Source organism: Janthinobacterium sp. HH106, assembly GCF_001758725.1.
Classification (GTDB): Bacteria; Pseudomonadota; Gammaproteobacteria; order Burkholderiales; family Burkholderiaceae_D; genus Janthinobacterium.
The window spans coordinates 31,282-57,828 of record NZ_LRIC01000056.1 but is presented as its reverse complement, the minus strand read 5'-3'; the positions used below and the strand labels follow the sequence as shown (position 1 = coordinate 57,828).

Here is a 26,547-nt window from a genome sequence, read left to right as displayed (position 1 = left end):
CCGCCGCCGTGGGGCGCGGTGTTTCATTACGGCTATCTTAGGTGGTATGCTTGAGGCAGAACACAGAGAGATTGCCCGCCATGCTACAAAAAGCACCACGCCGTACCCGCGAACGCATCCTGGAGTTGTCGCTGCGCCTGTTCAATGAGTTTGGTGAGCCGAATATCACGACGACCGTGATTGCGGAAGAGATGAACATTTCGCCGGGAAACCTGTATTACCACTTCCGTAACAAGGACGACATCGTCAACTCGATCTTCGTCCAGTTCGAGGCGGAAATCGAACGCATCCTGACCGTGCCCGACGGGCGCCGCTCGAATATCGAGGATGTCTGGCTGTACCTGCACCTGATGTTCGAACTGATCTGGCGCTACCGCTTTTTCTATCGCGACCTCAACGATTTGTTGTCGCGCAACCGCAAGCTGGAATTGCACTTCAAACTGATCCTGGCGCACAAGATCAAGGTGGCCACGCAGCTGTGCGAAGATTTGCGCAGCGAACAGTCGCTCGAGGCGTCGGACATGGAAGTGGCCGCCATGGCGACGAATATGGTGGTCGTCGCCACCTACTGGCTGTCGTACGAATATGTGCGCAATCCGCGCAAGTACAGCGAGCAGCAATCGATGTCCGATGCGCTGGCGCGCGGCTGCTACCAGGTGCTGTCCCTGATCGGGCCCTATTTGCGCAATGAAACGCATTTGCTGTTTCGCAAACTGTCGGAAGAGTATGTGACCAAACTCAAGAACGACTGATGCGGCTGTTGGCGTCACGTCGTCAATTACAGGAGAGATATATGGCTTGGAAACAATTTCCCTATCCGGACGCAGCATATGTCTACACCCCGCAAACCCTGGAAGCGGCCTGGTCGCGCCTGCATGCGGGCGATGTGGAACCGTTTCCCACGCACCCTGCGCTGGTGCAAGCCTGGCTGGCCTTCCATGCGGGCGACTTCGAGCGCGCCGTGAAGCTGGGCCTGGCCGTCGGCGTGCCCGGTTATGCGGTGGCGCACAAGGCCACTTGCATCTATGCCACGCACCTGGAAGGCAACGACAGCCAGAAACTCGACATGTACGAGGAAGTGGCCGAGCGCTGCGAGCGCCAGCAGAGCGAGCAGCCGGACAATCCGGCCGGCTACTACTGGCATGCCTACAGTCTGGGCCGCTACGCGCTCGGCACTTCCGTCGTCAAGGCGCTGGCGCAGGGCATGGGGGCGCGCGTGCGCAACAGCCTGGACCGCACGATGACGATCGCGCCCATGCATGCGGAAGCGCATATCGCGTTTGGGATTTATCATACGGAAATTATCGACAAGGTCGGCGTCATGATAGGGGGGCTGACCTATGGCGCCAACAAGGAAGACGGCTACCAGCACTTCAAGACGGCGCTGGCCCTGACGCCGTATTCGGCGCTCGCGCACAGCGAATATGCGCGCGCATTGAATATGCTCGATGGAAAGAAAAAGCTGGCGGAAGCGCTGGCCTTGTATGAAAAGGCGGCCGAGTGCGTGGCACTGGACGCCAAGGAACGCCTCGAAGTCGAGGCGGCGATCGATGAATTGAAAGGGTAGGGACGACTGTGATCAAGGCTTTATGTGTGTACTGTGGCGCCAACGCGGGCGTCTCGCCGGACTATGCCGTGGCGGCGCGCGAACTGGCGCGCGTGCTGGTGGCGGAAAATATTTCGCTCGTGTATGGCGGCGGAAAAGTGGGCCTGATGGGCGTGATTGCCGATGAAGTGCTGCGCCTGGGCGGCGAGGTAACGGGCGTGATTCCCACCCAGCTGGTGGAACGCGAAGTGGGCCACATGGGCTTGACGCGCCAGTTCATCGTGAAGGACATGCATGAGCGCAAGGCGATGATGGCCAGCCTGTCCGATGCCTTCATCGCCATGCCCGGCGGTTATGGCACCCTGGAAGAACTGTTCGAGATGCTCACATGGGCCCAGCTGGGCTTGCATGCCAAGCCCATCGGCCTGCTCAATGTCGACCGTTTCTATGATGGCTTGATTGCTTTCGTGCAAAACGGCAAGGAGCAGGGTTTCATCCGCCCGCAGCACGCGGCGTTCCTCAATGCCGACGCCGATCCTGCCGCGCTGGTGCAGTGCCTGAAGGAGTGCGCGCCGTAATGCCGTTTTCGCCTGGCGGTGCGTATGCCGCCAGGCAACTATTTTCCCTGCCGCTTGCAAGGGCCATGCAGTACGCACTGCATGGCTTTTTTATTTCCGCATGGGAAAATTGATCGGGCCTGATGAGTTAATTAATAAAAATATGGCAAAAAAATTGCAGTTATAGCATGTTTTTTTGAAAATGAAGATGCTTTTTAAGCATGGCTGTGGTCTACTGGCATGGTTCAAAGTTAGGAATATCGGACACCGACGAGCGTTGTACAGACTCCCAAAAAAAAGGTGCCGGTCCATTTCAAGTTGCCACAACCACGCTACTTCATCATCTCGAAAGGATGCTATTTTGAAACCTATGACCCTCTTGCGAGCGACCGCTGTCGCCGCCATTCTGGCCAGCGCTGGCGGCGCCCACGCACAAACCACCATCATCGGCTTCGATCCGCTGGAACAACCCGGCTACTTCGGTTCCGTGTTCAAGTCCTACTCCGAAGGCGGCTACAACTTCGACAGCAGTTTCGGGCTGCTGAGCTCGGCACACCAGAATAGCCTCGCCTACGCCGGTTCGGCCGGTCTCGGCGCGACGCTCCTGTCGACGACGACCCTGAGCCGTGCCGATGGCGGCGCTTTCTCGCTGAGCTCGATCAGCCTGGCCGACTTCGTGAGCTTGCCCGGTTCCTTTGACGTGACCTTCGTCGGCCACCAGGTGGGCGGCGGCACGGTGAGCCAGACCTTCACCCTCGGCGGCGGCCACACCTTCGCCGACTACACGTTTACGGGTTTCAGCAATCTGCTGTCGGCAACGTGGAAGGAAGGCGCCTTGCATACCTTCCAGGTCGACAATATCGCCGCCAGCGTGAGCGCCGTGCCGGAACCGGCCACCTACGGCATGCTGCTGGGCGGTTTGGGCCTGCTTGGCTTCATGCTTCGCCGCAAGAACGCCGCCTGAGCCTGAACATGGTGCCGGCCATGCCGGCGCGCCTGTAAAAAAGCCGCCCGTTTTACCGGGCGGCCATGCTGACTAGCCAGCGCACTCGAACAATGCCGCCCAGTGTATGCCGGGCGGCATTTTCACGTGGACTTCATGCGCAGGCCGTCATCCGCAGCAGTTCATGACCACAGGCGCTGGCCTGACAGGTCGAGCTGGGTCAGGTACAGGCGCACGTCGAATTCGTACTGGTGGTACTGCGGTTCCATATATGTGCAAAGCTTGTAGAAGGCCTTGTCGTGCTGCTTTTCCTTGACGTGCGCCAGTTCGTGCACAGCGATCATGCGCAGGAATTCCAGCGGCACTTCCTTGAACATGGTCGCCACGCGGATTTCATGTTTGGCCTTGAGCTTGCCTCCCTGCACGCGCGAGATCGAGGTATGCAAGCCCAGCGCATGCTGAATCACATGGATCTTGCTGTCGAACGCCACTTTGTTGATGGGCTCGGCATTGCGCAGGAATTCATTCTTCAAGTCCTGCACATATAGGTACAGCGATTTGTCGTTGCGCACATCGTGCGCGTTCGGGTAGCGTTTTAATAACACTTCGCCCAGCTTGTCTTGCGCGATCAGTTGCTGCACTTGCGCTTGCGTTTGTTCGGAATAGGCGCTCAGGTATTTCAGGGATGGCTGCATGCGGGGAAGGGCGGGACGTGGCGCGGAGGTGTCGGTAAGGCGAGAATGTACCATACCGCCGCGCCCCGCGCTGCGCCACCCCTTGCACGGAGCTGCCAGGGCCGCCCCGTGCCTTCGCGCGCCAAGCCGTGCGTTGCCGGGCTAAGCCGCTCGCTCGGCCCGGCAAGTCCCGCAGCCCGGTCAGCCCTTGTCGTCTTCGTCCTTGCCGCCCTGACGGCCCGTGCCGCCGCTGCGCCCCGCCGTGCTGCTGCGGTTTTCATTGGCGCGCTGAGCCGATTGCCGGCTTTCGCCGCCTTTCCTGCCGATTTCCGCCATGTGTTCGCGGTTGCGGCTGACGGCTTCACCGCCTTTCTGCCCGGCACGGCGTGCTTCTTCCGAGTCGAATTCATGCGCCGTGCCTTTTTGATGGGCTGCCTGGCCGCCCTTGCTGGCAATTTCGCGTTGCTGTTCCTCATTCATGGCGGCGAAACCGCGCTTGCTCGTGCCTTTGGCGCTGCCCGATTCGCTGGCTTTCTGGCTGCTGCCAGTACCTTTGCCCTGTTCATTACCTTGATTGCTAGCCATGTCGCTCTCCTTGCTGTCGAGTGGGGGTCAAGTGGTCTGTGCAGGCGCTCAATGCGCCTGATCGGATTGCCTGCTGTTATCGTGGCTGCGGCCCGCGCCGTCGCGGTGGCCTATGGCGTGCATTTTTTCGATCATTTCACGCTGGCGCTGCGTGGCTTTTTCCGTTTCTTCCGCTGTCTTGCGCACCACTTCGTCAGCGAAGGCCACGGCCGTGCGGCTCGTTTCGGGCAGGTGGTTCTCTGCCGTGCGGTTCATCTCGACATTGGCGTTGGCGACGAGATTGCCGAGCTGCTGCTGGTATTGGTGCAGCTTGTTACTGCTTGGCTGCAACTGGCCAGCGGCCAGCGACATGAACTCGCCCGTGTCGCGCGCGCCCAGCAGTTGCTGGCTGGCGTTGCTCCACTCGTGCAGCAAGTCCTGCGCCAGCCGCAGATGCAGCTCGCTCAATTGCTGCGCCGTATCGAACATCTTGCGCGATAGTTCCGTGGCGAAATTGCACTGGGCCTCGAGATGGGACTTCAGAGCCGGGCTGAGACTGGGGAAAATACTATTTGTGAACATGTTCTACCTCAATGAAAAGCTGATCCAGAAAACATCCGGCGCACCGGATGCGGCGTATGGTGAAACAAGCAAAGAGATAGACGCCGGATGGCGTGCCAGGTTCCACGCCAGTTACCGGTTTGGCGCGAGAATGGGAGCTGGCAGGCGCAAAAACGCGATGCCTTTGTGTTAGATCAAATGAACGCCAGTTAGCTCGCTGCTGCTGGCAGCCATGCTGTTTGTGTGGAAAATGCCGGCTTACCGGCCCGGCCGTGCGACAATAGCCGGCTCGCGGCAGCGCAGCCGATGGCCGGCGCGCGTGGCTGAGCCGAGCATCGCCTTACTTTTTTACCTATTTCCGCGACCATGACGCATCCCGAATACATCCTGACCCTGTCCTGCCTGGACCAGCGCGGCATCGTGCACCGCGTGTCCGGCTTCCTGGCCGATCACGGCTGCAACATCCTCGATTCCGCCCAGTTCGGCGACCAGGAATCCCAGCTGTTCTTCATGCGCGTGCATTTCGCGCTGGAAGACGGCGCCGTCAGCGACGCCCAGTTGCGCAGCGACTTCGCCGACTTGTCGCAAGCCATGCAGCGCAATGGCCCCTTCCATGGCCAGTTGCACGATGCGCGCGTCAAGCCGCGCGTGATGCTGATGGTGTCGAAGATCGGCCATTGCCTCAACGATTTGCTGTTCCGCTACAAGAGCGGCTTGCTGAACGTGGAAATTCCCGCCATCGTGTCGAATCACATGGAGTTCTACCAGCTGGCGGCCAGCTACAATATTCCCTTCCACCACTTGCCATTGGCGGCCGGTGCGCCGGAAGCGGCCAAGCTGGCGCAGGAAGCGAAGATCCTCGACCTGATGGACACGCACAAGATCGACCTGGTGGTACTGGCGCGCTACATGCAGATCCTGTCGCCCGGCCTGTGCCAGGCGCTCGACGGCCGCGCCATCAATATCCACCACTCCTTCCTGCCCAGCTTCAAGGGCGCCAAGCCGTATGCGCAGGCGCACCACCGCGGCGTCAAGCTGATTGGCGCGACGGCCCACTTCGTCACGGGCGACCTGGACGAAGGCCCGATCATCGAGCAGGACGTCGAGCGCGTCGACCATGCGATGGATGCGGAAACGCTGACGGCCATCGGCCGCGACGTCGAGTGCGTGGTGCTGGCGCGCGCCGTGAAATGGTTCGTCGAGCATCGCATCCTGAAAAATGGCGACAAGACCGTGGTTTTCCGCTGATACCGACTTCACTATTTACTTTACCGAGACAGAAACACGATGGCCCTCAAAGCAACAATTTTCAAAGCCGATCTGCAGATCGCCGACATGGACCGCAATTACTACCAGGATCATGCGCTGACCCTGGCGCGCCACCCGTCCGAAACGGACGAGCGCATGATGGTGCGCCTGCTGGCGTTCGCCATCCATGCGGACGAGGCGCTGACCTTCACCAAGGGCCTGTTCGATACGGAAGAGCCCGACCTGTGGCAGAAGGATTTGACGGGCGCCATCCAGCTGTGGATCGAAGTGGGCCAGCCGGATGAAAAGCGCATCCTGAAGGCCTGCGGCCGTTCGGAACAGGTCATCGTCTACAGCTATGGCGCAACCAGCCACATCTGGTGGAAGCAGATCGCGAATAAACTGGAACGGGCGAAGAACTTGACCGTGATCAACTTGCCGTCCGAGGCGGCGCAAGACATGAGCAAGCTGGCGCAGCGCACCATGCAGCTGCAATGCACGATCCAGGATGGCCAGATCTGGCTGACCGACAGCGTCAACACGGTCCTGATCGACCGCGAACCGGTGAAGCCGGCACGCTGATGTTGGCTGTCTGAAACGCAAAAAGCCCGGATCGCTCCGGGCTTTTTGCATTGCGCCGCCGCTTTACGGGGCCGCGTCTTCGTCGTTGCTGACGATGACCAGCAACTGCGCCTGCTGCGCGCCAATGCTGCGCGTGCGGTGCGGAATCAGGGCGTTGAAATACACGGAGTCGCCCGTGTGCAACTGCACGGTTTCCTGGGGAAACTCGATTTCAATCGCGCCCTGGTGCACGAACAGGAATTCCTCGCCCGCATGTTCCTTGAAGGCGGAGGCGGCGAAATCGGCCGCCGGATACACCATGAAGGGCAGCATTTTCTTCGGTGCCACGCCGGCGGCGATGCTGGCGAAATGCGGCAGCGGCGGCATCGCGCCCGCGCTGGCCGGATCGCCGGCGCGGGTGATGGTGACGGCCGCCTGCCGGTGGCTGTCGCTGAACAGCTGCTCCACGTCCACCTGCATCGCGTGCGACAGTTTCAGCGCCACGGCGATTGAGGGCACGCTCAGGCCCCGCTCCACCTTGGACAAGTAACTCTTCGTCAAGCCGCTTTTTTCCGCCAGCTGTTCCAGGGTCCAGCCCTTGTGTTTTCTCAGCAGTTTCAGACGCATAGCCATGGTTGCATCGGTCGATTTAAAAAAACTATTGTACCTCATGACACAAAGTGTCCTAAAATACACTCAGTTTCCTTGGATTGGGTTGCGCGGCTGTTGCCGTGCATGCCGGGAAGCGTAGTCAGCATGAGTGAAGGATCAACGATGCAACACAATACTCAGTATGAAGCAGCGGCACCGGGCGCCAGCCTGGCCTTGTCGAAAGACGAACTGGTGGCCATCGCCGAGCGGCGCCTGGCCAGCGTCACGCAGGACAGTGCCTGGTCGGCGCGGCAAACCCTGGCGCTGTCCTGCCGCATCCTGTTCGATGGCGGACATGATTCCGGCCTGGCAGGGCAGATCAGCTGCCGTGGCGGCCAGGACGCCACGTTCTACACGCAACAGCTGGGCCTGGGCTTCGATGAAATCACGGCCAGCAATCTGCTCGAGGTCGACCATGACCTGCGTGTGGTGCACGGCGAGGGTATTCCCAACCCGGCCAACCGTTTCCACAGCTGGATCTACCGCCAGCGCCCGGACGTGGCCTGCATCATCCACACGCATCCCACGCACGTGGCGGCGCTGTCGATGCTGGAGCAGCCGCTGCAGGTGTCGCACATGGATACCTGCCCCCTGTTCGACGATTGCGCCTTCCTGCCCTCGTGGCCGGGTGTGCCGGTAGGAAATGAAGAAGGCGAGATCATCGCCGGCGCCCTGGGCGACAAGCGCGCCATCCTGCTGGCCCATCACGGCCAGCTGGTGGTGGGCCGCACGGTGGAAGAGGCGTGCATGCTGGCCTTGCTGATGGAACGGGCAGCCCGTTTGCAATTGCTGGCCATGGCGGCCGGCACCATCCTGCCCTTGCCCCCTGCCCTGGCGCGCGAGGCGCACGACTGGATTTCCACGGCCCGGCGCGACACGGTGACCTTCGCCTATTACGCGCGGCGCGCCCTGCGCCAGCACGCCGACTGCCTGGCCTGAACCACACACACTGATTAAAGGAAGGAACATCATGCAGACACCATTTCACGGCATCATTGCCTACCCTGTCACGCCCTTCACGGCCGATGGCGGCGACGTCGACCTGCCGCGCCTGCAACAACTGATCGAGCGCCTGATCGCCGACGGCGTGCACAGCATCGCCCCGCTGGGCAGCACGGGCGAGAGCGCCTACCTGCAGGACGCGGAGTGGGAAGCCGTCGCCGCCACCTCGCTGGCCGCCGTCGCCAGGCGCGTGCCCACGGTGGTGGGCATTTCCGACCTGACCACGGCGGGCGCCATGCGCCGCGCCCGCTTTGCGGAAAAGCAGGGCGCCGCCGCGGTGATGGTCTTGCCCGTGTCGTACTGGAAATTGAGCGAGGAAGAAATCGTGCGCCACGTGGCGCGCATCGGCGACGTCGTGGGCATTCCGATCATGCTGTACAACAATCCGGCCACCAGCGGCATCGATATGTCGCCCGAGCTGATCGTGCGCATCTGGCGCGAGGTGCCGAATGTGACGATGGTCAAGGAAAGCACGGGCGACATCCAGCGCATGCACCGGCTGGCGCAGCTGAGCGGGGGAGCGTTGCCGTTCTACAACGGTAGCAATACCCTGGCCTTCGCCGCGCTGGCGGCCGGCGCCCGCGGCTGGTGCACGGCCGCGCCCAACCTGCATGCGGGCTTGCCGCTGGCCCTGTATGCGGCCGTGCAGGCGGGCGACCTGGCGCGGGCGCGTGAACTGTTCTTCCAGCAATTGCCATTGCTGCAGTGCCTGATGAAAGGGGGCTTGCCGCCCACCGTCAAGGCGGGGCTGGCGCTGCGGGGCTTTGATGTGGGTACGCCCCGCGCGCCGCTGCAGCCGCTGGGCGAGGCGGCCACGCGCGCGCTTGCCGCAGTGCTGGCCAGCCTGACGGCCTAATTCGGCGCGGCACCCAGGCGCTTGATGCTGCTCGAACGCTGCATGCTGCGGCTGATGCGCGGGTCGCCGTAGTAGCGGACTTCGCCCGAACCGCCGATGCTGATGGTCAAGTCATCCTTGGCCCATACCTGCGCTTCGCCCGAGCCGCCGATGCTCACCTGCACGTTGCGCGCGGCCAGCTTGCCCGCCTGGATATTGCCCGAGCCGCCGATGGAGGCCGTCAGCTGCTCGGTCTTGCCGCTGGCCTTGAAGTTGCCGCTGCCGCCGATGGCCACGGACACCTGGCGGCTGTCGAGCTCGCGCGCGTTGATGGAGCCGGAACCGCCCACGTCGAAGCGCAGATTCTCGGCCCGCAAGCCCGTTGCCGTGATGTTGCCCGAGCCGCCCACGCTGACGCGCTCCACCTGGCGCGCCTGGATGACGATGGTCAGGCTGCTCTGGCGGAAATTCGCGTTGCGCTTGGCGGGGCGGATGCGCAGGGTGCCGTTTTCCACGGCTGTCTCGATCAGCGGCAGGATATTGTCGTCGGCTTCGATGGTGACGCTGTCTGTGTTGCCGATACGCAGCTCGACCGTGCCCGGCACGTTCAGCGCCACGCCATGGAAACTGCCCACATCGCGCGTCTGTTTTTGCAGCTTCCCGCTGCCCTGGATGCTGTTGCCGGAAATCCAGTCCAGTGGCGAGGCCAGCGCCGGCGCGGCCGGCATGGCCAGCGCGCAGGCGGCCAGCAGCAGGGCGGTCGCGGCGCTGACGCGGCGGCGGTGGAAAAGTGTCGGTGTCATTCTTGCTCCCTGTTTTGAATTGGACTGCAGCCATGGTATGCGAGCCTGCTGCGCCTGCGTAGCGCGCTGCGACAGACTGCGCCGGCAGCGGCATGGAATGCAGGAGGATGCGACAGGATGGCATGAGGTATCATGCCGGTATTGGACATACGACGACCGGCACGCGCCGCTCACACTACTGGAATTACATGCTGATCATCACCATCAAACAGGGCAAGGAAAAGAGCTTGCTGGGCCAATCGTGGATTTACGCGTCCGCGATTGAAAAAGTCGAAGGCAAGCCGCAGGAAAAAATGAAGCCCGGCTCGACGGCCATCGTGCAGAGTTCTTCGAAACAATTTATCGCCCGCGCCGCCTACAATTCGAAGTCGCAGATCCGCGCGCGCATCTGGAGCTTCAAGGAAGACGAACCGGTCGACCACGCGCTGATCAAGCGCAGGGTCAAGGCCGCCATCGAGAAAAAACTGCCAGCCATCAAGAAGGCCGGCGAAAACCAGCTGCTGACCCTGATCAAGGGTGAAGACGAGGGCTTGCCGGGCCTGGTGGTGCAACTGTTTGGCGGCGTGCAGGGCTATCTGATCTGCGAATTCAACGCCGGCGGCGTCGACGCCTGGAAAGTGGCCATCGTGCAATCGCTGATGGCGTCCACCGGCTGCGTCAACGTGTACGAGCGCTGCGACGACCTGATGCGCAAGGGCGAAGGCTTGCCCCTGATCGACGGCGCCCTGGCCGGCGAAGAACCGCCCGATGAAGTCATGCTGACGGACAACGGCGTGCGCTATGCGCTGGACCTCAAAACGGGGCACAAGAGCAAGTTCCGCTGAGAACGGCTGTTTGACATGAAAAGAACCGGCGTGAGCCGGTTTTTTATTGGATTACGCAATAAAAACACTGGGAGGGACGTCGAATCGTTGTGCCAGGGCCTTGATTTGCCGCACATTCAGATCCCGCTTGCCGTTGAGCACTTCAGAGACGACGCCTTGGGTGCCGACTTCCGGTACGTCGGACTGTGTCAGTGCATGTTGTTCCATTAACTGGCGCAGCGTGGCCGCAGGCGAAACAGGGGCAGCCGGGAAATGCTCCTGATCGTAATCGGCTATCAACCGGCCGATACTGTCAACCAACCCCGCCAACGGGTGTTTTTCATCGGCCGCCCCCGCGTCCAATAGCTGATGCAATACGCTGACAGCTTGTTCATAAGCGGGCGCATCAGGAATCGCCTGCAGAGGGACCAGTTTGGACAAGGCCTGATAGTGGACAGTGATTTCTGTAATCATCTCACGATGCATCAAGGTTTCCATGCGTCGTACTCCTGTGCGTCAACACTTCCCGGATGAACAGCAATTGGCGATTGAAGTGAATGGCCGCAATGATCCGGTACTTGTTACCGCCAATATTAAAAACATAGTAATCACCGACGCGATCCGTGGCGTTAAATATCGACTTCAGCACGGCGAAATTGGCAAAAGGCCTCGATTCGATGATCTTGCGCCATGCCTGCATGGGCTCGCCCGCCAGGGGATGTTTCCTGGCGAAATCGATCAAAGCCTTGTTGGCGACGATGCGCATATGCCGAAGCGATGCCGTGACGAAGTGATACCGTGATTACAGATTATCTCAATTTGAGATAATCGTCAAACGGCATTACTCCAGCGGCACGCTGCGGTATTTATTCACCTCTAAAGCGCTCACCGCCGGCGCATCATTGCCCCACGATGCGCGCAGATACGTGACCACGGCCGCCACTTCCGCATCATCCATGACGGGACCGAACGGCGGCATGCCGTAGGGACGCGGGTTGCCTTTTGTCCCGGGCGCGAAGCCGCCGTTGAGCACGAGGCGGATGGCGTTCACGGCCGACTGCGTCGTCAGCGCGCGGTTGCCGGCCAGCGGCGGGTAGCCGGGCGGTACACCCTTGCCGTCGGCCTGGTGGCAGCTCGCGCACTGCGCCTCATACAGTTTTGCGCCCAGCGCCAGTTGCTGCCGGGCTTGCTCCGACGTGTCGCGCGGCGCCCGTGGTGCGGGCTGCGCGGGGCCGGGCAGGCTTTTCAGATAGACGGCCATGGCTTGCACATCGGCCGTGCTCATGTGTTGCAAGCTTTGCCGCACGACTTCCGCCATGGGGCCGAAGACGGTGGCGCGCGGCGAGACGCCCGTTTGCAGCAATTCCACGATATGCGCCGTGTCCCAGTCGCCCAGGCCCGCTTCCGCGTCGGACGTCAGCGACGGCGCATACCAGCCCAGCACGGGGATCAGGCCGCCCGACAGGCCGTCGTCGCTGCCGCCCAGGGTGGTGCGGCTGCTATGGCAGGCGCTGCAGTGGCCCAGGCCTTGCACCAGGTAGGCGCCCCGGTTCCATTCCATGCTTTTGCCCGTCAGCGGCTGGTACACGCCCGGCTTGAAGTACAGGGCGCGCCAGGCGGCCAGGGCGATCTGCTGGTTGTAGGGGAAGCGCAGCGCGTGCGGCGTATTCTCCTGCTTGTGCGGCGGCACGCTTTGGAAATACGCATACAGGGCGTCGCTGTCTTCGCGCTGCACCTTGGTGTAGCTGGTGTAGGGAAAGGCCGGATACAGCAGCCGGCCGTCTTTCGATTTGCCGTTGTGAATGGCGCGCCAGAAATCGTCGGCCGTCCAGCTGCCGATGCCCGTTTCCTTGTCGGCCGTGATGTTGGGCGAGAGCACCTTGCCGAACGGCGTCTGCAGGGCCCGTCCCCCCGCGTACGGTACGCCGCCGCGCGTCGTGTGGCAGGCCATGCAGTCGCCCGCCTTGGCCAGGTAGGCGCCGCGCGCGACCAGCTGCTCCTGGCTCAGGGTGCTGGCCACGGCGGGCGGACCCATGTCGTCCGCCGGCCACAGCAGGAATCTGGCGCCGGCCGTAACGATGGCAACGCCGGCAATCGCGATCATCCATTTTTTCATGGCGCCACCTGTGCACCGGAGCCCGGCACGCCGCCGCAATGCAGGGGCAAGGGCAGGGCGATGCTGCTGGCGGGGCGCGCGTCGGCGCTGGCCACTTGCGTGCCCAGCCAAGCCGAGACGGCGCCCACGTCCGCATCCGACAGGCGCTGCGCCACTTGCGCCATGCAGTCGGGCGCGTGGGCGCGGCGGATGCCGTTCTTCCAGGCACCCAGCTGGGCATTGATATAGTCGCGCGGCAAGCCCAGCAAGCCGGGGATGGCGGGCGCCACGCCGGCCAGCTGCTGGCCGTGGCAGGCGATGCAGGCGGGAATCTTCTTGCTCGCGTCGCCATGCAGCACCAGCTGCTTGCCGCGTTCCAGGGCTGCCGTGCCGGCGCCGCTGGGCTGGGCCGGCGGCGGGGCCGGGTGCTGCGCCGCAAAATACTCGGCGATTTCGCGCAGGTAATCGTCGGGCAAGTGCTCGACCATGTAGTTCATCATCGGATACTGGCGCCGTCCCTCGCGAAAGTTCAGCAGCTGGTTGTACAGGTAGCCTGAAGGCTTGCCGGCGATGCGGGGAAAGAAGGCGTCGTGGCGTTCCTTCGGCGCATGGCATGCCGTGCACGCCTTGATGCGCTGCTCCAGGCTGTCGTGGCCAGATGGCAACGCGGCGGGCGCGGCCAGCGCCATGCCGGGCCAGGCGATCGCCAGGGCCAGCACCAGCACGCGGGGAGAATGCAGTAGCATGGGGAGTTGCATGGGGAAATAACCTGTCTCGTCGGTCGATATGCCGTGCCGGTGTTGCTGCCCGGATGTTGTTACCCTAGCATATACCGGGTGCTGTCACTGTGACAGGATCAGTTGTGCAATAAAACTACGGATCAGTTTGAGGAGCAGGGTTGAAACGATATGAGGAATTGGCGGAAGAAGTCGCCGCCATGATAGCCACGCAGTTGTTGCTGCCTGGCGATAAATTGCCCTCCGTACGCCAGCAGCATGCGCGCAGGGGCGTCAGCCCGTCGACGGTGTTCCAGGCGTATTATTTGCTCGAAGCGCGCGGCATGATCGTCTCGCGTCCCCGCTCCGGCTATTACGTGGCGCCGCAGCGCGCCGCGCTGGCGCCCGAGCCGGACAGTTCCCACCCGCTCGACGCCAGCACCACAGTCGATGTCAGCGACCTCGTGTTCGAGGTGCTGGGCGCCGCGGGCGCGCGCGATATCGTGCCGTTCGGCTCGGCCTTTCCCAGCCCGCAGCTGTTCCCCATGGAGCGGCTGGCGCGGGCCGTGTCGGCCAGCATGCGCCGCCTCGACCCGTGGAGCACCGTCACGGATTTGTCCTTGGGCAATGTCGAGCTGCGCCGCCAGATCGCCCTGCGCTACCAGCTTGACGGCGTGCCCGTTTCCAGCGACGACATCGTCATCACGAATGGCGCGCTGGAAGCGCTGAACCTGTGCCTGCAAGCCGTCACGCGGCCCGGCGACACGGTGCTGATCGAGTCGCCCAGCTTCTATGCCTGCCTGCAGGCGCTGCAGCGGCTGGAACTGAAGGCGGTGGAAATTGCCACCAGCCCCCGTGACGGCGTCGACCTGGCCGCGCTGGAGGAGTTGCTGCAACGCCACCGGCCCAAGGCGTGCTGGCTGATGACGAGTTTCCAGAACCCTCTGGGCAGCCTGATGCCGCCGGAAAAGAAGCGCGCGCTGGTCGAACTGCTGGCGCGCCATGGCGTGCCGCTGATCGAGGATGACGTGTATGGCGAGCTGTATTTCGGCAAGCAGCGTCCGGGCCTGACGAAAAGCCACGACAGCGCGGGCCTCGTCATGCATTGCAGCTCGTTTTCCAAGACCCTGGCGCCTGGTTTCCGGCTGGGCTGGGCCGTGGCGGGCCGCTATGCGCGACAGGTCGAACGCTTGAAACTGACGACGAGCCTGTCGGCGCCCATCCCCCTGCAGATGGCGCTGGCCGACTACCTGGCGCAGGGCGGCTACGACCGCCATTTGCGCCAGCTGCGCTTGACCCTGGCTGCGCAGCAAAACACCATGCTGCAAGCGATCGCCGTGCATTTTCCGCCCGGCACGCGGGTAACGCGGCCGCAGGGCGGCTATTTCGTCTGGGTTGAAATGCCGGCGGGCATCGATGCGCTGGCTTTGCACCGCAGCGCGCTGGCGGCCGGCATCAGCATCGCGCCCGGCCCCATCTTTTCCGCCACGCGCGCGTTTCGCCACTGCATCCGCCTCAATTATGGCCACCCGTGGAGTCCGCAGCTGGAAGAGGCCATCGCCACCCTGGGGCGGCTGGCGCAGATGGCGGCAAGCGGCACATGAAAAAAAGTCCTTGCGCCAGCAAGTGTTTCATTCCAAAAGGAAATATTGCTGTTATATTGAAGTATCTATAACGAATGATGGGAATGATAATGGATAACACGCAGCCGGAACTGGGTCGTACGCAAGATACGACGCTGGCCATTCTGTCCCACGTTGGCGGCCTGTTCACCAGCTGGGTGGCGCCGCTGATCATTTACTTGATCAAGAAAGACGATGCGGATAAATTCTCGGCCGAGAACGCCCGCGAGGCGCTCAATTTCCAGATCACCCTGATCATCTGGTATTTTGCCTGCTTCATCCTGTCGTTCGTGCTGATCGGCCTGTTCCTGTTCTGGATCGTGGCGCTGGCCAATCTGGTGTGCTCGATCGTCGCTGCCGTCAAGGCCAGCAATGGCGTCACTTACCGCTATCCCCTGACCTTGCGTCTGGTCAAATAAGGCTGCGCCGGCCGCCGGGTGTCAGCCCGGGCGGCCGGGCAGTATCAGGAATGACGCAAAGTCGGGCGCCACTGTGGTGGCCGTCCCTGTTTCGTGCGACCACAGCACGACCACCGGCTCGCCCGATGGACCCGTCTGCGCATAGTCAAAACAATAGTAATCGCCCGTGCCGAACTGGGCAAAGGGCAGCAGGGGTGCGGCATCGCCGTCATCCGCATTCTCGAGCCACTCTTGCCAGTCGGTGCGGTAATGGCGTTCTATCGATTCCCACGTCTTGCGCGCATTAGCCGCGTCGTAGACGGGAAAGATGCTTAAGGCGCCCAGCGCGCGGCCATTGTTGACCAATAACCATTGTACGTAGGACGCGGGCAGCCCACGCCCCAACGCCTGTTCGGCGGCGGCGATCGCGTCAGGCGTGGTACCGATGGACTTGTTCTTGCTCATCTTGCGGGAAGGCGTCCGGGTCAGGCGGCGACCGGCGGCGGGGCCGGCGGCGTGCTGGCGCGCGGGGGCTTTTGCGGTGCGACTTTGCCGCCGTCGGCGATCCAGCGGCGGTACACGCGCAGGGCCACTTGCGCATCGTCGGCCGCGTACAGGATCTGCTTTTCCGTCAGGCGCGACGTGGCCCAGTTGGTGGTGGAGATCTTTTTCGATTTCTGCAGGTGCAGGCCGAAAAATTTGGCCACGGCCGTCTTCGCGCCCAGGTCGTTGCGCTGGCCGCCGCGCAGGGCGACGGACAGGTCGAGCACCTGGGCTGGCGCGATACCGAGCTTGTTGCGCAGGCGCTTGACGTCGTCGGACAGGCCAAAGCCCACTTTCAGGGTGGTGGTCGATTCGAGGATGGCTTTGAGTTCGGCCAGGGCCGGCGCCGGCGTGCTGCCCACCTGGAACAGGTAGGCGATGTCGTCGGTAGCCAGCTGGATCAGATGCGGCCCCGTGGAGGACTCGCCCTTCACAAAAGTAGGCTTCGACTCCGTATCGAAGCCGATGGCGTCCGCTGCCAGCAGGGCGGCCATGGCCGCCTGTGCATCATCGCTGGTACGTACCAGCTTGACGTGGTCGAGGGCGATGCCTTGATACGGGGGGAGTGGCGGTACGGCAGCTGTGTCCATGAAACCGGATCAGCCTTTACGCGAGAATTTCGCGGTCAGCTGATTCAGTTTTTCCAGGCGCAAGCGGTTCGCTTCTTCGGCGGCCGCCGCGTCGCGCTCGGCTTTCTTGCGCTCGGCTTCCTTCTTGAAGCGCTGCTGCAAGACTTGCGTGGCGTGGTCGCGGTGCGTTTGCGTCACTTCCGCGCCGGCCGTGCCGTCGAGGTCGTAGCGGATCTTGGCTTTTTCCATCACGCGCAGGTAGCGCAGCGAACCCGTGTGGATGCCCAGCGCCGTGCGCATCAGCTTGCGGTCCAGGTCCGGCAGGCGCGCCAGGATCTGCTTGTCGATACCGATCGACAAGGGCAGGCAATCGCGGAATGGCGGGAATTGCTCCTGGAACTGCTTCAGCAGCGCGCGTGCGGTCAGGCCGGCAGGCGCCGGCGTGGTCGCTGCGGCCGGTGCCGCCGCTGGGGCTGCATCGACTGGCGTGTCAGGAGTGGTGGCTTGCTGGTCTGGCGTGGAGCTGGTCATCGACATCATTGGTTGGGCTATAAAAGGGGAGCATAGCACGCGCCACAGGCAAGTGCATTGTCTTTTTTGGCAACTTGCGCTGCAACAAGCGGGTCCGCCCTACAGCGGACACAGCGCGAAATACGGGAAATGTGTATAATGTCGGCTTGCGCTGATGACTGGACCCCGTTTTTGATGGTCTGGCTCAGGTGTGCAGGGGATAGGAGCAGTGCGGTGCAGGGCCATCATTATTGATATTTTTGATATCAGATATTTTGCTTATCAATTATCCAGATAACTGGCCTTCGTGCATAATCTTGCTCTCCGCTGTGTCTTCACTGAACAACAATAGATTCAAGCCCGTTCTGGTACGGGCTTTTTTTCATTCCGCAATGTACATCGCTTATTTATCTGACCCGGCTTCGGCCCCGCCGCTCCGCATGACGGATGCGCGGGCTTTGAACGTCCCGATAGACAGGCGCCGCTGCCGTTAACACGGCAGCCGCAACAATACGCTCCATCGAGTCCGGTTTCGCAGGCTTAGGTGGAATCATTCACTTCGCGCCGACACCATCTGGTCTCGCATTAAGAGATATCTCATGAAGAATACGCCAAAAACTTTAACGTTGTCCGCCAAGGCGCCACGCCCAGCCGCGGCGCCACTTGCCGTACCCAAAACGACTTTATCTTACTTCATCGATAATGCGCAAGCGAATCCGGAAGCCACCGTCACGACGGCGCCGACCGTCGTCACCGTGGTGAAGAAAAGCCGCTCGCGCCTGGCTGCCGTGCCGCCGGCCGATGCGGCTGCCGAAGCGCCAGCGGCGGCTGTCGACGCCGTTGCCGAAGTGGCCGAGGTGGCCGAAGCCGCACCGGCCAAAACGCCAAGCGTGAAGGTCGCCCCCGGCGCCAAGGCCCCGGCCGCGCCGCGCAAGGTCAGCGAAAGCGCCGCCACGAACAAGGTGGTGACGGCAGCCCGCTCGAAAGTCGTGCGCGCCAAGCCTGAGGCAGCGCCCGTGACCATCATCACCGGCGCGCAAGTGGTCAGCAAGACCACGGACGCCGATGCCCTGGCCGCCATCGATACCTCGAATTACTTCCTGCCGACCGTCAAGGTGCCAGGCCGCCGCGGCCGCAAGCCGAGCGAATTCACGCCGGAAAACGATGAAGTGGCAGCACTGAACGCCGTCGAGCGCGCCGAACTGAAGGCCGTGTCGAAAGCGCGCGACCGCAAGGCCAAGGGCGGCCTGGCGGACGCGCTGGGCGATCCGGAAGCATCGGCAGCGGACCTGGAACGCCGCCGCAAGCAGATCACGGGCTTGATCAACATGGGCAAGGAACGCGGTTTCCTCACCTACGCCGAGATCAATGACCAATTGCCGGAAAACATCATCGATCCGGAAGCGATCGAAGGCATCATCGCCACTTTCAACGACATGGGCATCGCCGTCTACGAGCGTGCCCCTGATGCGGAAAGCCTGTTGTTGACTGACAACGTCGCCACCGTCACCAGCGACGATGAAGTGGAAGCGGCTGCCGCCACTGCCCTGTCGACGGTCGACTCCGACTTCGGCCGCACCACCGACCCCGTGCGCATGTACATGCGTGAAATGGGCGCCGTGGCGCTGCTGACGCGCGAAGGCGAGATCGAGATCGCCAAGCGCATCGAAGGCGGCCTGAAAGACATGATCCAGGCCATTTCCGCCTGCCCCACCACGATCGGCGAAATCGTTGCGCTGTCGCAAAAAATTGCGCGCGATGAAATCAAGGTAGATGAAGTGGTCGACGGCTTTGTGGACTTGAACGAAAGCAATGCCCCGGCGCCAGCCGCCGCGCCCGCTCCCGCCGCCGCCAGCGGTGACGACGAGGAAGAGGAAGAAGAAGCCGAGGAAGAAGACGGCGACGCCAATGGCGGCGCTGCCGGTTTCTCCAGCGAGCAACTGGCCCAGCTGAAAAAGAATGCGTTGGAGAAATTCAACGTCATTTCGACGCAGTACGACAAGATGCGCAAGGCGCCCGAGGGTTACAACTCGAAAGCCTACATCAAGGCGCAGGAAGCCATTTCGCAGGAATTGCTGGGCATCCGCTTCACGGCCAAGGTCGTCGAAAAGCTGTGCGACACCCTGCGCGGCCAGATGGAAGAAGTGCGCCACATCGAGCGCGCCGTGCTGGAACTGTGCGTGAACAAATGCGGCATGCCGCGCGCCCACTTCATCAAGGTGTTCCCGGGCAATGAATGCGACCTGGAATGGGTCGACCGCGAAGTCGACTGCAAGTACCCGTACAGCGCCATCCTCAGCCGTAACGTGCCTGCCGTCAAGGAACTGCAAAAGAAGATGATCGACCTGCAAGCGCGCGTGGCCCTGCCGCTGGCGGACTTGCGCAAGATCAACAAGCAGATGGCTGCCGGCGAAAAGCGCGCGCGTCACGCGAAACGCGAAATGACGGTCGCCAACTTGCGTCTGGTGATTTCGATCGCGAAGAAATACATCAACCGCGGCTTGCAATTCCTCGACTTGATCCAGGAAGGCAACATCGGTCTGTTGAAGGCCGTCGATAAATTCGAATACCGCCGCGGCTACAAGTTTTCGACCTACGCCACCTGGTGGATACGCCAGGCGATCACGCGTTCGATCGCCGACATGGCCCGCACCATCCGCGTGCCGGTGCACATGATCGAAACGATCAACAAGATGAACCGCATCTCGCGCCAGATCATGCAGGAAACGGGCAGCGAGCCGGACCTGGCGACCCTGGCCGTCAAGATGGAAATGCCGGAAAACAAGGTGCGCGAAATCATGAAGATCGCGAAAGAGCCGATTTCCATGGAAACGCCGATGGGCGAAGATGGCGATTCGCAACTGGGCGACTTCATCGAAGACAACACGACGTTGGCGCCGCTGGACGCCGCGCTGCACGCCTCGATGCGCAACGTGATCAAGGAAGTGCTGGACTCGTTGACGCCGCGCGAAGCGAAAGTGCTGCGCATGCGTTACGGCGTGGAAATGTCGAACGACCACACGCTGGAAGAAGTGGGCAAGCAGTTCGACGTGACGCGCGAGCGCATCCGCCAGATCGAAGCGAAAGCCATGAGCAAGCTGCGTCAGCCTTCGCGTTCGGACAAGCTGAAGACTTTCCTGACGCAAAACTAAGCGGTCAGCAGGCAATAAAAAAAAGAGGCGCAAGCCTCTTTTTTTTCGTCCCTACCTGTGCCGATTTACAGCAAATTCCGGCGCTGTCCCAGCAGGCCGGCGCGTACGTGCCGGCGCGCGCGGAACAGGGCCGCGCCGCAGGCGGCGGCGATGACGGTCAGGAAGAACCAGTCCAGCGGGTTGCGGCGCGGCGGCGGCGGCGATGCTTGCGAGGGCACGGCGAAGGCCTGGAATTTATGCCCTGTGTAGACGGCGCCCACCACCAGGCCGGCGTCCGTGATCTTGTTGGTCAGGTACAGGCCGTCGTCGCGGCGGCGTACCGTCATCACGCCTTCCTTGTAGACAAAGGTCATCGGTTCAAAACCGTTGATGTTGACGCTGCCGACGACGTGCCCGGCCGCGTTGACGGCCGTGGCGTAGCTGTCGCCCTGGCCGATCAGGGCGCCCAGGTCCAGCATGCGCTTGCCATCCCAGGCAAACGCGTGCCAGCGGCGTTTTTCCGTTTCCGAGGCGCCCACGATCAGGCCCGCGTCATTGATGGCGGTGGCCGAGCTGATGCGCCCGCCGGGCAGGGTGCCGATTTCCCGCATGCCCGCGCCGGGGTGGTAGACGAAGGCGCGGCGGTAGCCATCGCCGCGCTGGGCCGTGCCCACCACCACGCCATGGCTGTTCAGGCCGCTGGCATAGCTGCTGGCGCCGCCCAGGGTGCCCAGGTCTTGCAGGCTGTGGTCGGCTTTTGTCACAAAGGCGTGGAAATCGCCGCCGCTCGTGTCGGCATAGCCGGCCACCTGGCCGCCTTGTGCGATGGCCGTGGCATAGCTGCTGGTACCGCCCAGGGTGCCCAGGTCGCGCATGCCGCCGGCCACGTCGTAGCGGAAGGCGTGCCAGGCACCGCTGGCCGTTTGCGCCGAACCGACCACCGCGCCATGGATATTGATGGCCTTGGTAAAACCTTCATCGCCGCCCAGGGTGCCCAGCTCGCGGAGGCGGCCATGCTGATACGTCACGGCGCGGCGCCGTCCTTCTTCTTCCATGATGATGCCGGCCACCAGGCCAGCCGGGTTCAGGTCGGATGCGATGCTGCCGTTGCCATCCCTTTCTCCAAAGCCCCGTTCGGCATAAATGGTGGCGCTGGCGCTGGAAACGGCGGCCAGCAGGCACAGGCCGAGCAATGGGGCGGGGAGGCGGGAGAACCGTGTCAGCATGATGGTTTCCTCTAGGAAAAAACTTACTATACTTTTATTTGCCAAAAATGCATATCTAATTTGTTACTGTTTTTGGTAATGTTTGTGTTCGGGCATGGCCGGCATGGCGCGCCTGGCGGCATGGGGCAGGTAGATGGTCAGCACCGTGCCCCGGCCCGCCTGGCTGTCGATGCGCAGTTCGCCGCCCAGCGCGTGGACACGTTCGCGTATGCTTTTCAGGCCGAAGGCGGCCCGCTTGCCGTCGTCGCCCGGCTGCATGCCGATGCCGTTGTCGCTGATGCGCAGGATGATGGAATCCGCATCTTGCTCCAGCGCCACCTCCACTTCGCTGGCTTGGGCGTGGCGCACGATGTTCGACAGCGATTCCTGCAGCACGCGGAAGATGGCCGAGGTCTGGCGCTGATCGAGGCCCAGGTCCGGCACCTCGCTGTCGAGCGTGAGCCGGTAGCGGATGGCGCCGCGGCTTTCCATCTGGCGGAGCAGCCATTCGGCCGCCGGACCCAGTCCCAGTTCGAGGGTGCTGGGATGCAGGTCATTGATGATGGTGCGCACCGAGCGGATGGTGGTGTCGATGGTGTCGAGCACGCGCTGCGCGTGGCGGTGCAGGCGCGGATGGGTCTTGGCCGTGCGCGCGTGCAGCAGCGACACATCGATGCGCAGCACCATCAGGTTCTGGCCCAGGTCGTCATGAATGTCGAGCGCGATGCGCCGGCGTTCCTCTTCCTTGATCGTTTGCTGGTGGTCGCTCAGTTCGCGCAGCTGGGCCAGGGTGCGTTCCAGGTTTTCCTCGTTGCGCTTGCTGTCGGTGATGTCGATGGCCATGGCGATGATCATCTGCGGCCGCCCTTCGGCATCGAAGATGGGTTTCTTGTGCGTCTGCAGCAGGCGATTTTCCTGCAGCTGCGCATTCCATACCAGTTCTTCGCGTATCACCACCTTGCGGCTGGCAAACGCTTCCTGGTCCGCCGCGTGGAAGCCCACGTTCTGGTCGCTGGGGAAATGCTGCAAGTCGCGCCCTTCGGAAATGTCCTGCTGGTGCACGCCCCATTGCTGCTCGCAGGCCTGGTTCATCAGCACGATGCGCGAATCGGCATCTTTCAGGAACAGCGACAGGGGCATCATGGAGATGATGTCCTGCAGCCGTTCTTCGCTGCGCGCCAGGGCCGCTTCCGTTTGCGCGCGCATGGCGATTTCCGCCGATAGCTGGAGATTGACGTCGAGCAGCTGGGCCGTGCGCAGGGCCACGCGGCTTTCCAGTTCCGCATGGGCGACGCTCAATGCATGTTCGGCCCGCTTTTGTTCGGTGATGTCGCTGGCCAGCACGAGCGCGCCCGTCAGCGCGCCCTGCTGGTCGTACAGGCGGCGGCCGCTGATCATCGCCCAGCGTTCCGAACCGTCGCTGTGCCGGTATTGCAGTTCTCCCATGCAGCTATCCGTGGCTGTCTGGCGCAGCGGACACAGGCGCAGCAAGGTCGCCTCATCGTAGAATTCGCTCATTTTATGGCCCAGCAGCTTTTCCGCAGGCATATCGAGCATGTCGCACAGGCGCTGGTTGAGATGCAATATCGTGCCTTGCGCATCCGTTTGCCACATGCCGTCCTGCGCCGTCTCGCTCAGGTGGCGGTAGCGCATGGTGCTGGCATCGAGCTGCAAGCGCGTGCTGGCGAGGTGGGCGCGCAGCTTGCGCATCAGCCACATGGCCGTGCCGGCAGCTGCCGCCAGCAGCAGCAACAGCCAGATATGTTCCCAGGAGTCGAGCTCCTGCCAGGCCGCGCCGGCCAGCCAGCCCAGCACCACCAGGACGAGGGCGGCGCATGCCGTACTCAGCGTTTCAATCGACCATTTGCTCATACGCGTCCCTGGCGTCATCGTTGGCCGCTGCGGTGCACGTGGCGCCGGAGTGGGAAAAGTATTCGACGCTAGTGTAATACCAAATGTTGTTTTATTGAGAATATTTTTCCATTTGGAAAGCAAAAGGGCCGGCCCTTGCGGTGCCGGCCCCTGCTTGCCGAAGGCAATGCGGCGCGATCAGCCCGTGTTGCGCAAGCCTGCCGCCACGCCATTGATCGACAGCTGGATGCCGCGGTGCACCCGTTCATCGACTTTACTGGCGCTGGACAGGGCGCGGTTGCGCTTGATCAATTCCACCTGCAAATGGTTCAGCGGGTCGAGGTAGGCGAAGCGGTTCTGGATCGAGCGGGCCAGCAGCGGATTGCCCGCCAGGCGCTCGGTATTGCCGGTGATCAGCTCCAGGCAGCGCAAGGTGTTGCCGTGCTCTTCCGTGATGCGCTTGTAGATGCGTTCGCGCAAGTCCTGGTCCGCCACCAGTTCCGCGTAGCGCGACGCGATGGCCAGGTCCGTCTTGGCCAGCACCATGTCCATGTTCGACAGCAGGGTGGCAAAGAACGGCCATTCGGCGTACATGGCGCGCAGGGTGGCGATCCTGTCATCCTTCGACGCTGGCTCGCCATCGTTGATCCACGCGTCGATGGCGCTGCCGAAGCCGAACCAGCCCGGCAGCAGCAAGCGGCACTGGCCCCAGGAAAAGCCCCAGGGAATGGCGCGCAAGTCTTCGATGCGCTGGTTGGCCTTGCGCGAGGCGGGGCGCGAACCGAGGTTCAGCTCGGCGATTTCCGCAATCGGCGTGGCCGAGAAGAAATACTCCGTAAAGCCCGGCGTTTCATACACGAGGTGGCGGTAGGCGTGATAGGCGAGGTCCGACAGCTGCGCCATCACGGCTTCGAATTGCGCCAGCTGGCCGTTGCGGGCCGGATTGGCTTCCTGCGGCGCCAGGCTCGCTTCCAGGGTCGCGGCGACCAGCAATTCCAGGTTGCGCCGGCCGATTTCCGCGTTGGAAAACTTCGAGGCGATGATTTCGCCCTGCTCCGTCAGGCGGATCTGGCCGTTGACGGTGCCCGGCGGCTGCGCCAGGATGGCTTCGTAGCTGGGTCCGCCGCCACGGCCCACCGTGCCGCCGCGGCCATGGAACAGGCGCAGCTTGACGCCGGCCTTCTGGAAATCCGCCACCAATGCCAGTTCCGCCTTGTACAGTTCCCAGTTCGACGTGAGAAAACCGCCATCCTTGTTCGAATCGGAATAGCCGAGCATGACTTCCTGCAACTGTCCCTGCTTGGCGATCAATTGCTTGACCAGCGGCAAGGCCATGAGCTGGCTCATGATGCCGGCCGCGCGCTGCAGGTCGGGGATGGTCTCGAACAGGGGGATGACCATCAGCTCGCACGTGCTGTCGCCGTCGCCCCCGGCCTGCCAGTCGGTGCGCAGCAAGCCTGTTTCCTTTTGCAGCAGCAGTACTTCCAGCAAGTCGGACACGGTTTCCGTGTGCGAGATGATGTAGTTGCGGATGGCCCGCGCGCCGTAGCGCTGGCGGATGTCGCGCGCCGCGCGCAGGATGGCCAGTTCGGAATCCGTTTCCGTGGCGTAGGCGATGTAGGGCGAGTACAGCAGGCGCGGCTGGGCCAGTTCGTTCAGCAGCAGCGCCTGCTTGTCTTCCTCGGACAGGGTCGTGTAGTCTGCGGCCACGCCGCTTTTCGCGAACAGGTCGGCCAGCACGCGCTCGTGCACGTCGGAAGTCTGGCGCATGTCGAGCGATGCCAGGTGGAAACCGAAGATGTCGGCCGCCCGCGCCAGCGTGGCCAGGCGCGGGCGCACGAGGGCCGCGCCGTGGTGCGACTCGAGCGAGGCGACGATGGTGCGCAAGTCGGCCACAAAGGCGGCCGCGTCAGGGTACGCCGCGGCCGCGCCCACTTCCTTGCGCAGGATGTTGGTGGCGCCCAGCGCGCGGGCCGTGGCGGCCAGGCGCGCATAGATGCCGATCAGGGCGCGGCGGTACGGTTCGTCGCTGCGGTGCGGCGAGGCGTCCGGCGACTGGTCGGCCAGCGCCTGCAGTTCGGCGCTCACGCCCACCATCAGGGTCGAGACGGACAGTTCCGCGCCCAGCGCGTGCACTTCGTCGAGGTAAAAGTCGAGGATGGTGGTGGCGTGGCGCGCCAGCGCGTGCTGCATGGTGCCCGCGTTGACGTTGGGGTTGCCGTCGCGGTCGCCGCCGATCCAGCTGCCCATCTGCACGTAGGCGGCATTGATCGGCTCGATCGTGCCGTTGCCGTTCGGGTACTCGGCGGCGATGTCTTCCTCGATGTCGTCGTACAGGCCCGGCAGTTCGCGCAGGAAGGTGATGCGGTAGTAGGACAGGGCGTTTTCGATTTCGTCAGCGACTGTCAGCTTCGAGTAGCGCAGCATGCGCGTCTGCCACAGGGTGGCCACACGCGAGCGCAGCAGCTGCATGTTGGCCTGCCGTTCCTTCGGCGTCTGCGGCAGGTCGCGCTCGGCCAGCAGGCGGGCGATGTCGTGCTCGGCGTCGAGGATGCTCTTGCGCTGTACTTCCGTCGGGTGGGCCGTCAGCACGGGGGCGATCAGGGCGTCCTGGAAGAAGGTGTCGACGGTCTTGCGCGGCACGCCGGCGGCGCGCAGTTTTTTCAGCGCGAAGCTGACGCTGCCCTTTTGCGCCGGGGAACCAGCCAGCAGGTGGGCGCGGCGGCGGCGGATGTGATGCTGGTCTTCCGCAATGTTGGCCAGGTGCGAAAAATAGGAAAAGGCGCGCACGACGGAAATCGTCTGTTCGCGGCTCAGTTCCTTGAGCATGGCGTCGAGTTCCAGCGCCGCGTCGGCGTCCGCTTCGCGGCGGAAGCGCACGGAAGTCTGGCGTATGGTTTCCACCACATTGAAGACGGCGTCGCCTTCCTGTTCGCGCAGCACGTCGCCCAGCAGGCGGCCCAGCAAGCGGATATCTTCTTTCAGCGGCGCGTCCTTGTCGGAGCCGACCGCCGGGACTATTTCTGGTGCTACTGCGTCATTGAGCATAATAAAGAACCAAAGTAAGTGTAAAAGCAAGGGAATGTGGATCGCACCGGGCGTTTGGCCGCAGAGGGGAGGGGGCGCATGATAAAATTTGTGGTCTTCAACATGGACGCT

General features: G+C 62.7%; 27 protein-coding genes. 12 read left to right on the top strand and 15 right to left on the bottom strand.

Annotated elements, in window-relative coordinates; translation table 11 throughout:
• Positions 1–80 precede the first annotated feature (80 nt).
• The 4 genes from JAB8_RS21210 (at position 81) to JAB8_RS21195 (ending at position 3,067) form a co-directional block, all read left to right on the top strand.
• Positions 81–752, top strand: a complete 672-nt coding sequence (locus JAB8_RS21210; protein WP_034758777.1) for a TetR/AcrR family transcriptional regulator — start codon at positions 81–83, stop codon at positions 750–752.
• 41 nt (positions 753–793) lie between these two features.
• Entirely contained in the window at positions 794–1,567 is a 774-nt protein-coding gene (locus tag JAB8_RS21205; protein WP_070224976.1) for a hypothetical protein, read from the top strand.
• A gap of 11 nt (positions 1,568–1,578) precedes the next feature.
• Positions 1,579–2,124 carry a TIGR00730 family Rossman fold protein gene (locus JAB8_RS21200; RefSeq protein WP_070291411.1) on the top strand — a complete coding sequence of 182 codons (546 nt, stop codon included), beginning with the start codon at positions 1,579–1,581 and terminating at the stop codon, positions 2,122–2,124.
• Positions 2,125–2,473: 349 nt separating this feature from the next.
• The gene (locus JAB8_RS21195; protein WP_070224977.1) at positions 2,474–3,067 is read left to right on the top strand and encodes a PEP-CTERM sorting domain-containing protein; all 594 of its coding nucleotides are present in this window, start codon (positions 2,474–2,476) and stop codon (positions 3,065–3,067) included.
• A gap of 161 nt (positions 3,068–3,228) precedes the next feature.
• Here the strand turns inward: JAB8_RS21195 and JAB8_RS21190 are convergent, their stop codons facing one another.
• From JAB8_RS21190 to JAB8_RS21180, 3 genes are all read right to left on the bottom strand, one after another.
• Complete coding sequence (locus JAB8_RS21190; RefSeq protein ID WP_070224978.1) at positions 3,229–3,741, bottom strand: M48 family metallopeptidase; 513 nt, start codon at positions 3,739–3,741, stop codon at positions 3,229–3,231.
• A gap of 180 nt (positions 3,742–3,921) precedes the next feature.
• Positions 3,922–4,305: a general stress protein gene (locus JAB8_RS21185; RefSeq protein ID WP_070224979.1), complete on the bottom strand. Its 384-nt coding sequence runs from the start codon at positions 4,303–4,305 to the stop codon at positions 3,922–3,924.
• 48 nt (positions 4,306–4,353) lie between these two features.
• A complete protein-coding gene (locus JAB8_RS21180) occupies positions 4,354–4,866 on the bottom strand; it encodes a phasin family protein (protein ID WP_070224980.1) in 513 nt (170 codons plus the stop codon).
• 345 nt (positions 4,867–5,211) lie between these two features.
• Here JAB8_RS21180 and purU point away from each other — a divergent pair, with 345 nt between their 5' ends.
• Together purU and JAB8_RS21170 are read left to right on the top strand one after the other, a co-directional pair.
• Positions 5,212–6,093, top strand: coding sequence for a formyltetrahydrofolate deformylase (purU, locus tag JAB8_RS21175; RefSeq protein ID WP_070291304.1), 882 nt, complete (start codon positions 5,212–5,214; stop codon positions 6,091–6,093).
• 39 nt (positions 6,094–6,132) lie between these two features.
• Positions 6,133–6,675, top strand: a complete 543-nt coding sequence (locus JAB8_RS21170) for a YaeQ family protein (protein ID WP_070291303.1) — start codon at positions 6,133–6,135, stop codon at positions 6,673–6,675.
• 63 nt (positions 6,676–6,738) lie between these two features.
• On the opposite strand, the gene JAB8_RS21165 is transcribed toward JAB8_RS21170, so the two are convergent.
• Positions 6,739–7,287: an XRE family transcriptional regulator gene (locus JAB8_RS21165; protein ID WP_070224983.1), complete on the bottom strand. Its 549-nt coding sequence runs from the start codon at positions 7,285–7,287 to the stop codon at positions 6,739–6,741.
• 141 nt (positions 7,288–7,428) lie between these two features.
• Between JAB8_RS21165 and JAB8_RS21160 the strand changes: the two genes are divergently transcribed.
• On the top strand, positions 7,429–8,244 hold the full coding sequence (locus JAB8_RS21160) for an aldolase (protein WP_070291302.1): 816 nt from the start codon (positions 7,429–7,431) through the stop codon (positions 8,242–8,244).
• A 31-nt stretch (positions 8,245–8,275) separates the two neighbouring features.
• Entirely contained in the window at positions 8,276–9,163 is an 888-nt protein-coding gene (locus JAB8_RS21155) for a dihydrodipicolinate synthase family protein (protein ID WP_070291301.1), read from the top strand.
• Here JAB8_RS21155 and JAB8_RS21150 read toward each other — a convergent pair.
• Positions 9,160–9,945, bottom strand: a complete 786-nt coding sequence (locus JAB8_RS21150; protein WP_070291300.1) for a head GIN domain-containing protein — start codon at positions 9,943–9,945, stop codon at positions 9,160–9,162. The genes JAB8_RS21155 and JAB8_RS21150 overlap by 4 nt on opposite strands.
• Before the next feature lie 188 nt (positions 9,946–10,133).
• On the opposite strand from JAB8_RS21150, the gene JAB8_RS21145 reads away from it, so the two are divergent.
• Positions 10,134–10,769, top strand: a complete 636-nt coding sequence (locus tag JAB8_RS21145; RefSeq protein WP_070224987.1) for an SAM-dependent methyltransferase — start codon at positions 10,134–10,136, stop codon at positions 10,767–10,769.
• A gap of 51 nt (positions 10,770–10,820) precedes the next feature.
• On the opposite strand, the gene JAB8_RS21140 is transcribed toward JAB8_RS21145, so the two are convergent.
• The 4 genes from JAB8_RS21140 to JAB8_RS21125 form a co-directional block, all read right to left on the bottom strand.
• Positions 10,821–11,246, bottom strand: coding sequence for a helix-turn-helix domain-containing protein (locus tag JAB8_RS21140; RefSeq protein WP_083287837.1), 426 nt, complete (start codon positions 11,244–11,246; stop codon positions 10,821–10,823).
• A complete protein-coding gene (locus tag JAB8_RS21135; RefSeq protein ID WP_070224988.1) occupies positions 11,224–11,514 on the bottom strand; it encodes a type II toxin-antitoxin system HigB family toxin in 291 nt (96 codons plus the stop codon). The genes JAB8_RS21140 and JAB8_RS21135 overlap by 23 nt, the downstream gene beginning before the upstream one ends.
• A 75-nt stretch (positions 11,515–11,589) precedes the next feature.
• The gene (locus JAB8_RS21130; protein WP_070291299.1) at positions 11,590–12,864 is read right to left on the bottom strand and encodes a cytochrome c; all 1,275 of its coding nucleotides are present in this window, start codon (positions 12,862–12,864) and stop codon (positions 11,590–11,592) included.
• Positions 12,861–13,589: a c-type cytochrome gene (locus JAB8_RS21125; protein ID WP_070291298.1), complete on the bottom strand. Its 729-nt coding sequence runs from the start codon at positions 13,587–13,589 to the stop codon at positions 12,861–12,863. Before JAB8_RS21125 ends, JAB8_RS21130 begins: the two co-directional genes overlap by 4 nt.
• 152 nt (positions 13,590–13,741) lie before the next feature.
• Here JAB8_RS21125 and JAB8_RS21120 point away from each other — a divergent pair, with 152 nt between their 5' ends.
• Both JAB8_RS21120 and JAB8_RS21115 read left to right on the top strand, forming a co-directional pair.
• A complete protein-coding gene (locus JAB8_RS21120; RefSeq protein ID WP_070291297.1) occupies positions 13,742–15,163 on the top strand; it encodes a PLP-dependent aminotransferase family protein in 1,422 nt (473 codons plus the stop codon).
• 89 nt (positions 15,164–15,252) lie between these two features.
• Positions 15,253–15,600 carry a DUF4870 domain-containing protein gene (locus tag JAB8_RS21115; RefSeq protein ID WP_070291296.1) on the top strand — a complete coding sequence of 116 codons (348 nt, stop codon included), beginning with the start codon at positions 15,253–15,255 and terminating at the stop codon, positions 15,598–15,600.
• Positions 15,601–15,621: 21 nt separating this feature from the next.
• Here JAB8_RS21115 and JAB8_RS21110 read toward each other — a convergent pair whose 3' ends face one another.
• The 3 genes from JAB8_RS21110 to JAB8_RS21100 are packed head-to-tail and all read right to left on the bottom strand — an operon-like array spanning position 15,622 to position 17,231.
• On the bottom strand, positions 15,622–16,044 hold the full coding sequence (locus JAB8_RS21110) for an SMI1/KNR4 family protein (RefSeq protein WP_070291295.1): 423 nt from the start codon (positions 16,042–16,044) through the stop codon (positions 15,622–15,624).
• A gap of 20 nt (positions 16,045–16,064) precedes the next feature.
• On the bottom strand, positions 16,065–16,712 hold the full coding sequence (locus tag JAB8_RS21105; protein ID WP_070291294.1) for a 3'-5' exonuclease: 648 nt from the start codon (positions 16,710–16,712) through the stop codon (positions 16,065–16,067).
• Between the two features lie 9 nt (positions 16,713–16,721).
• Positions 16,722–17,231 (bottom strand): ProQ/FINO family protein, encoded by a 510-nt coding sequence (locus JAB8_RS21100; RefSeq protein ID WP_070224995.1) that lies wholly within the window; start codon positions 17,229–17,231, stop codon positions 16,722–16,724.
• 569 nt (positions 17,232–17,800) lie between these two features.
• Between JAB8_RS21100 and rpoD the strand changes: the two genes are divergently transcribed.
• Entirely contained in the window at positions 17,801–20,353 is a 2,553-nt protein-coding gene (rpoD, locus tag JAB8_RS21095; RefSeq protein WP_070291293.1) for an RNA polymerase sigma factor RpoD, read from the top strand.
• 65 nt (positions 20,354–20,418) lie between these two features.
• On the opposite strand, the gene JAB8_RS21090 is transcribed toward rpoD, so the two are convergent.
• The 3 genes from JAB8_RS21090 to ppc form a co-directional block, all read right to left on the bottom strand.
• On the bottom strand, positions 20,419–21,558 hold the full coding sequence (locus JAB8_RS21090) for a hypothetical protein (protein WP_071654448.1): 1,140 nt from the start codon (positions 21,556–21,558) through the stop codon (positions 20,419–20,421).
• Positions 21,559–21,621: 63 nt separating this feature from the next.
• A complete protein-coding gene (locus tag JAB8_RS28665) occupies positions 21,622–23,409 on the bottom strand; it encodes a PAS domain S-box protein (RefSeq protein ID WP_175445225.1) in 1,788 nt (595 codons plus the stop codon).
• A gap of 177 nt (positions 23,410–23,586) precedes the next feature.
• Positions 23,587–26,436 carry a phosphoenolpyruvate carboxylase gene (gene ppc / locus JAB8_RS21080; protein WP_070291291.1) on the bottom strand — a complete coding sequence of 950 codons (2,850 nt, stop codon included), beginning with the start codon at positions 26,434–26,436 and terminating at the stop codon, positions 23,587–23,589.
• Positions 26,437–26,547 lie beyond the last annotated feature (111 nt).